This window comes from Bacillaceae bacterium S4-13-56, assembly GCA_040191315.1.
GTDB lineage: Bacteria > Bacillota > Bacilli > Bacillales > JAWJLM01 > JAWJLM01.
On the sequence record JAWJLM010000126.1, the window covers coordinates 1 to 6315 of the forward strand.

Sequence of the window (6315 nt, forward strand, 5' to 3'; positions counted from 1 at the left end):
GGTGGTTGGGTTTGTTGTTGTGATGATGACGAAAAGATAAAAAGCGTGAATTTCATACCAGATTTAGTGGTTTGGAATTGATGAAAATCTAGATTTTGATTTTTTATCTTTTTCGCATCAAGGGGGGATTATTTATTTCAAAAAAATGTGACAGTCGATACCTTGCAATCCAAGGTCATTCGTAATCAGGGTGAGGAACCTCAGTATTATGTTGAAAACCATCATGAGCTGATCATTAAGCCAAAGGACTGGGACCGGGTTCAGGATATTTTAGAAGAACGGAAAAAAGGATTTATCAAAGATGGACATCAGAAGTATGAAAAAGATGAAATGAAAAATGAAGCTTTTATAGAAAAACTGTATTGTGGTGAATGTGGATATTTGATTGGGCATAGACGGCATGTAGAGAGACGATGGAAAAAACCAATGGAAACACACTTCTGGGTGTGCTGTCGCCATGATCAGTGATACAGAACTAACGATGCGATACAAGGCGTATTCGCCAGGATTATTTAGAATGGAACTTCATTCACTTTTTAAAACAAATTCATACGGACCCTAATTTTAAAAATGACGTCTTGTATTGGATTAATAGGTTGGAATTAACAGAGGAAGAGAAAAACGAAAAAATAGATTTGCAGGATAGAGTGGAAGTACAAAACCAAGCCTTGTACAGTGCAGTTGAAGAGGGTATTCATGAAAACGGGCAAAACACTCAGCTGGTGGATAAGCTAACAGAAGAATTGGTGGCATTGCATGATCGACTAAAACTCTTTAGTGAACGAGAAAGACGAGTGGAGCATGAAAGAAAACTGTTTAAGGAAATCATGAAAAAGGTGAAAAAGTATGTGGAAGGAGCAAGCGAGGACTTCCCAGAAGATTTGTTTCAAGAATTTATTAGTCGAGCAGAAGTGTGTAAAGATGGAAAGGTCACCTACCATCTCATATTTGAACTGGAACAAAAAATGCCAGAAACCTATGCTGATTATGTAGAGTTAAAAAGGCAGCAAAAAAAGCAGAAAACGAAGGAAAAACATGAGACATTACTCAAAGGGTCTGAGGTGGAGGAGCTGTTAGTATTTTGCAAGGAGCCAAAGGATCTAAAAGAGATTGTAGGTTTTATGAATGAGAGGATGGTCATTTCTGATTCGCACATCTTCCAAGTTATTTTGAGACCCTTAATAAAGGAAGGAAAAATGGAAAGATTCAAAGCACCGGAAAAGGGTGGAACCAGAGACGTGTTTCATTATCGAGTAAAATGACATCTTTATATCGTAAAGAACTATTTAAGGAACCCATTGAGTTTGGCTTATGCCGCTTGGTGGGCATTTTTTTGTATGGGTAGAACTATGTTTTTAGGCAAAATTAAAAGAGGACCAGACGCATCCAGTCCCCTTAAGTGTAAGCCGAAGCTCTACACCGCTATTAGTTATATATTATGATACTACAGTTTGTCCTATTCGTAAAGTACAAGCCTAAAGTATGTGTCAAGTTTTTCTCGATGTAGTTAAAGCACCAATATTTCCAGCACTCTATTTTTGTACACTTTTTCTACCGCGCTAACGCTTGCTTTCTCCCAATATTGTTTGGTCACGTTCTAAAAAGCAAGAACCTGACAAAACAATATGGGTTTATCGAAAACTCTTCAAAAGCTTTCCAACTGCCGTTGAATGGGCAACATACAAGCTAATGGATCCTTGTTTTGCACCTATGGATGGACGAGTAGGCTGACGAAGGATTTGCGCCAACCGTACGGTTTGTTTCACGTTACGTTTTTTTCTTTTACTACGCTCTTGATGCTTAAGGTAAACATCCCTTAACGTACCATTTAAAATACCCTGGATAACCTTCACCATTCCTTCTCCACCTGCAGTACTCCAATGCATTCCTCTTTTTTTCATTCGGAAAGAAATATGGCGTTGATTGGATTCCATTGCTCCCAAACTCCGGGCACCTTCAGGTGGATTCTTAACCTTTGTTCTCCAATCAAAAATACGCTCCCAGTTATGTTCGATATATGTCCGAAAAGCCTCTAGTTTTTCCACACTTCTTTCTTCCTCAAGGTTACTTTCATAGGTATCTATCCATAGCTTGAAATCGTCTTCATTATGTTCTTTTAAGGCTTTTTTGATGCCATCTTTAAACTCGCTTTTTCCTGCTCCTAACGCACGGTTTAATGCCTGTGAAACGTGGTAGGGGTCTAATTGATTTAGGACTGGATACTTCGATTGCGAGAACGCTTCTTGAAACTTCTCAGCTGTATACCCAGCACCTCCATCACTATTCGTAACGATTTGTGTATCCTCCAACGAATATTGGTGCGCCGTAAAAGATTGAACCTCTTTCCAAAATTCCGCAGTAGGTTGAGTAGTCATAATGACTTTGGGATTACGTAAAGAGACACGTTTTCCGTTTTTATCCCAACCTTCATGCACGACGGCATGCCGAACCTCTAGACTTTTTTTCTTCTGTGTACCCCGTACAAATACACCATCTGCCTCTGCATATAGAAAGTCTAATTTTTTCCCCTGTGGTAACGAATCAGCTTCGTCTAATTCGATCACCATCGCTCCATCTGCCTCCGCCTGTGCTTCCCCCACACGCTTTACCAGACTTCCTACAGTAGTATGACTAATGTTTACAGCTGTCCATTCTTTTAAAACTCGAGCTGTTTCACGATAGTCCGTTTCGCTAGCCATTTCGGCCACTTTTACTTCAACCAAAGGACTGTGGCGTTGATGCTTTCGTAATCCTAACCACTGATCAAACGGATGGTGTGAATCCCCATTCTCATCCCACATCAATGTATGACGGAATGTAACGGATCCAAAAGTAAACTGGACCGTTTTCCAATCATCTCTTCTTACTGTCCAACCCACTTCCTGTTTCTGTTCTTTTATCACTTGATTTAGCTGCGTGAATACATCCCCCAACAGAGAAGCAAACACTTCATACATATACATTCGAACGCTTTCTTCTAGTTCAATTAAGTTTCCCGTGCTCTTTATTAATTGATATAAATTTGATATAATCTTTTCCATGAGAAGGCCTCTTTCTTTAAATGTAGTTGCCGGTCAAAGCATACATTTATGATAGAGTGCCTTTTCTTTTTTTACTAGAATTTAGCCTCAAATACCCTCGAGAAATATTTTACACATAGATTTTACAAGAATATAGGGAAGCTCTGGTAAGAAGAAGCTAGAGAAGTTAGCTCTAAATATAATAGTAGAAACTCGGATTATTTAATCTATATTTTGCGTATTTTTATCCACTCGTCCTCACGGCGGTTCTGGAGACGGTGCGTATGTTAAAGGCACTGAAGCCTCCAGTCGAGGTGGTGTTTCAAAAAGAGAACATACGAACTTTAGATGAAGATGGCGAAGTGATGCTGACGGTATATAGTGGACTGGCCCAGGAAGAAAGCAGAAGTCTTGCAGAGTCAGTGGCTTGGGGAAAGCGCAGGTTAGCAGAGCGAGGGCAGTTTAAAACAAAGTATGCTCGATATGGCTATGAGTACGATGAAGATGAGAACCTGGTAATCAATCCAGAACAGGCTGAGGTGATTCGCCGCATTTATCGTGAGCTTTTAGCAGGAAAAACGACAAATCAAATATGTAATGGATTGACTGAAGATGGCATTGAAACAGCCAGAGGAAGAAAGAAGTGGCATAGTACCTCGATGGATAGCATGATTACTAACCCGATATACTGTGGGGACTTTGTGTATCAGCGATATTACGTAACAGACACATTAGCGGGAAGACAGGCTGAAAACAGAGGTGAACTGCCTCAGTACACAATAAGGGATCACCATCCGGCAATCGTGAGTCGGGAAGATTGGGAAGCGGCTCAACAAATTATGAATAGTCGGAGTGAGAATAGAAAAGGAAGTAAAAAGAGACCTCACGACCGTCAAGAGTTCTTTAGCATATTTCATTGCTCTGAATGTGGAGCTCCAGTTATTCATGTAAGAAGTTCAAAAGGTGGTGTTCATTACTGGCGGTGCAGAACTGCCGAGAAAAAGTACGTCGAAGAATCGTGTGAAGTCCGTGGATTTAGAGAAATCTCAATGGAACATACTTTTATGGTACTCTTACAGGAAATGAAAAAGGATGAAGGGTTTAAGTATGATATTAGGCAAGCGTTCAAAGACCATGCCCCTGATGACGACGAACGAAAGAGGATAGAACAAGTTAAGGAAGAGATGCAGCAATTATATTATCAGCTCTACGATGCGGTAGAGGATGGTGAAAAGCATGGTGGCGATCCAAACCAGATAAAGACTATAACGGACCAGATTGTGGAGTTGCAAAACCAGATTTATGAATTTGAGGACAGAGAACAAAAGGGTCATGAAGCGGAAAAAGACCTAGCGTGGTTTCTGGAAGAATTAGAAGGCATTCAGGAATTCAAGCCAGACAAAGAGCGGATAGAGTTCCGGCCTGATATTTTCAGCCGAATTGTTGAAAAGGGAGTAATTCATCCGGACGGAACGATTGTCTACGATTTGAAGTTTGGCATGCAGCTGACCGCTACTGGAAATGAAAAGATGGCATGGTGATTGAGGAAGAAAGGCAAGCCTCGGAAGAAGAAAAAGTGAATATAGGTAAAACAAAACCCACTGAGTTAGCTTAAGCTACTTGGTGGGTTTTTTATATTGTCTGAAGTTACTCATATTTCCACAAATATGATATGGTAAAATTATCAAATTAACTTGTCCTTTTTGGGAGGCAATCAATATGTACAATGTATCCAATGATAAGGCGATAAAAATTGGCGCAACCACTTTTGCAGAACTTAATTACAAAGAAAGTGATATCGAAGAATTGCTTAGAAAAAATATCGATATGATATGTGATGAAGAAGAATCAATGCTCATTGTTGGTAAGCAAGTTAGAAACGCCCAGCATGGAATTAGTGATCTTACTGCTGTTGATAATAAGGGGAATATTGTTTTAGTTGAGATTAAAAGAGATCGTAAGGATATCGAAGGGCGGAGAGAGGCCTTTGAATTTCAAGCCATACGATATGCAGCCAGCTATGCAACAATAGAAGATCCAGAGGATTTAGTGAACAAAATATACGCACCATACATAGAAAAATATCGTAAGGAATTTGAAGACAGCTCCTTAACTAGTGCAGAGCTTGGGACTAGAAAACTGACTGAGTTTTTGCGAGAAAATGGTGCAGAGAGCAACTTTAATAAGAATCAAAAAATCATACTGGTAGCTTCCGACTATGATGAACAAACTTTATCGGCTGTCGCTTGGCTGAATAGTAATAATGTTGACGTTGTTTATCGAAAGAGCAAATCAATGATCTAAAGAGCCATTTTTATGTACTGGAGTATAATGAAGGGGCTCAAGAAATACAGGAGAAAGAATTACTATTCCATGCAAAATCATATCAAGGTGAAACAACTACATTCCCAATAACAGTTGTTAGTACGGATAATTACCTAGAGGTATATAATAAGCTAAATGAATTAACCCCTGCCATGAATTTAAATACAGTCAAGCAAGTAAAAAGAATTGTGAGAGATATTGTGGTTGAATCTGTTGAATCTAAAGAAAAAACAGATGTCATGACAATATTTATGGATGATATTAGCAAGTTGAAACAAACTGATCAAAAGTTTGCTATTGCGATTGGAAATATTAAAGATATCAATAATAATTATGGATATAATCTTAGACCTGTAGAGGAAGTTCTTGAGGATGTATTATTCGATAATAAAAACTTTAACTTCAAAAGACTAGTTAAAGAGACATATGAAGAATCTTATTTAAAGATAAAACGCATTATTCCAATTTATAAGTACCTTAAGGATTTATCTCAGGAAGAAATAGAGAAATGTCCCAATGTTGCTAGCTATGTTGCAACACATTCTAAGAAGGCTGACTATCTTAATTCAAGTATTGCTAAATCCCTAAAAAATATATCAGATGGAAATAATATGGATGACATGCCGTCAATTTTTAAAGGGAATTCATATAGAACTTATTTATGGATTATCAAAAACTTTGAGGTGTTACCCTTGGAGGAAGTTAGAAAGTTCCTACAAAAGGAATTTAAAAGTTATGGACAATTTGACGGCAATCAGCAGAGTAGTTTCAGAAGGCTAGTCTCGTTGTATGATTTATTTAAGTATAAATAAAATAACCCCATGAAGTGTTCATATTTTTAAAATACGAATTCCATGAGGTTATTGTTCTTCATTAATTATTATGCTTTTATTATATTCATTTATAACCAATTCGTCAATTCTTTATAAGAAATTCGGGAGTTTGACACTTCAAATCTACAAAAATGCTC

General features: G+C 38.2%; 6 protein-coding genes. 5 read left to right on the forward strand and 1 reads right to left on the reverse strand.

Annotation, left to right across the window (positions count from 1 at the left end):
• Positions 1-105: 105 nt before the first annotated feature.
• The gene (locus RZN25_17795; protein ID MEQ6378661.1) at positions 106-468 is read left to right on the forward strand and encodes a recombinase family protein; all 363 of its coding nucleotides are present in this window, start codon (positions 106-108) and stop codon (positions 466-468) included.
• Positions 469-596: 128 nt separating this feature from the next.
• Positions 597-1262, forward strand: a complete 666-nt coding sequence (locus RZN25_17800) for a hypothetical protein (GenBank protein MEQ6378662.1) — start codon at positions 597-599, stop codon at positions 1260-1262.
• Between the two features lie 369 nt (positions 1263-1631).
• Here the strand turns inward: RZN25_17800 and RZN25_17805 are convergent, their stop codons facing one another.
• Positions 1632-3041, reverse strand: a complete 1410-nt coding sequence (locus RZN25_17805) for an ISLre2 family transposase (GenBank protein MEQ6378663.1) — start codon at positions 3039-3041, stop codon at positions 1632-1634.
• A 263-nt stretch (positions 3042-3304) separates the two neighbouring features.
• Between RZN25_17805 and RZN25_17810 the strand changes: the two genes are divergently transcribed.
• The 3 genes from RZN25_17810 to RZN25_17820 all read left to right on the forward strand — a co-directional run bounded on the left by RZN25_17810 (position 3305) and on the right by RZN25_17820 (position 6157).
• Positions 3305-4561 carry a recombinase family protein gene (locus RZN25_17810; protein MEQ6378664.1) on the forward strand — a complete coding sequence of 419 codons (1257 nt, stop codon included), beginning with the start codon at positions 3305-3307 and terminating at the stop codon, positions 4559-4561.
• 178 nt (positions 4562-4739) lie between these two features.
• Positions 4740-5324: a hypothetical protein gene (locus RZN25_17815; GenBank protein MEQ6378665.1), complete on the forward strand. Its 585-nt coding sequence runs from the start codon at positions 4740-4742 to the stop codon at positions 5322-5324.
• A 173-nt stretch (positions 5325-5497) separates the two neighbouring features.
• Positions 5498-6157, forward strand: coding sequence for a hypothetical protein (locus RZN25_17820; GenBank protein MEQ6378666.1), 660 nt, complete (start codon positions 5498-5500; stop codon positions 6155-6157).
• Positions 6158-6315 lie beyond the last annotated feature (158 nt).

Bases quoted from the DNA above. Each gene is read 5' to 3' on its own strand.
- RZN25_17820 (MEQ6378666.1), top strand. From the start codon at position 5,498: ATGAATTTAAATACAGTCAAGCAAGTAAAAAGAATTGTGAGAGATATT.
- RZN25_17815 (MEQ6378665.1), top strand. From the start codon at position 4,740: ATGTACAATGTATCCAATGATAAGGCGATAAAAATTGGCGCAACCACT.
- RZN25_17810 (MEQ6378664.1), top strand. From the start codon at position 3,305: ATGTTAAAGGCACTGAAGCCTCCAGTCGAGGTGGTGTTTCAAAAAGAG.
- RZN25_17805 (MEQ6378663.1), bottom strand. From the start codon at position 3,041: ATGGAAAAGATTATATCAAATTTATATCAATTAATAAAGAGCACGGGA.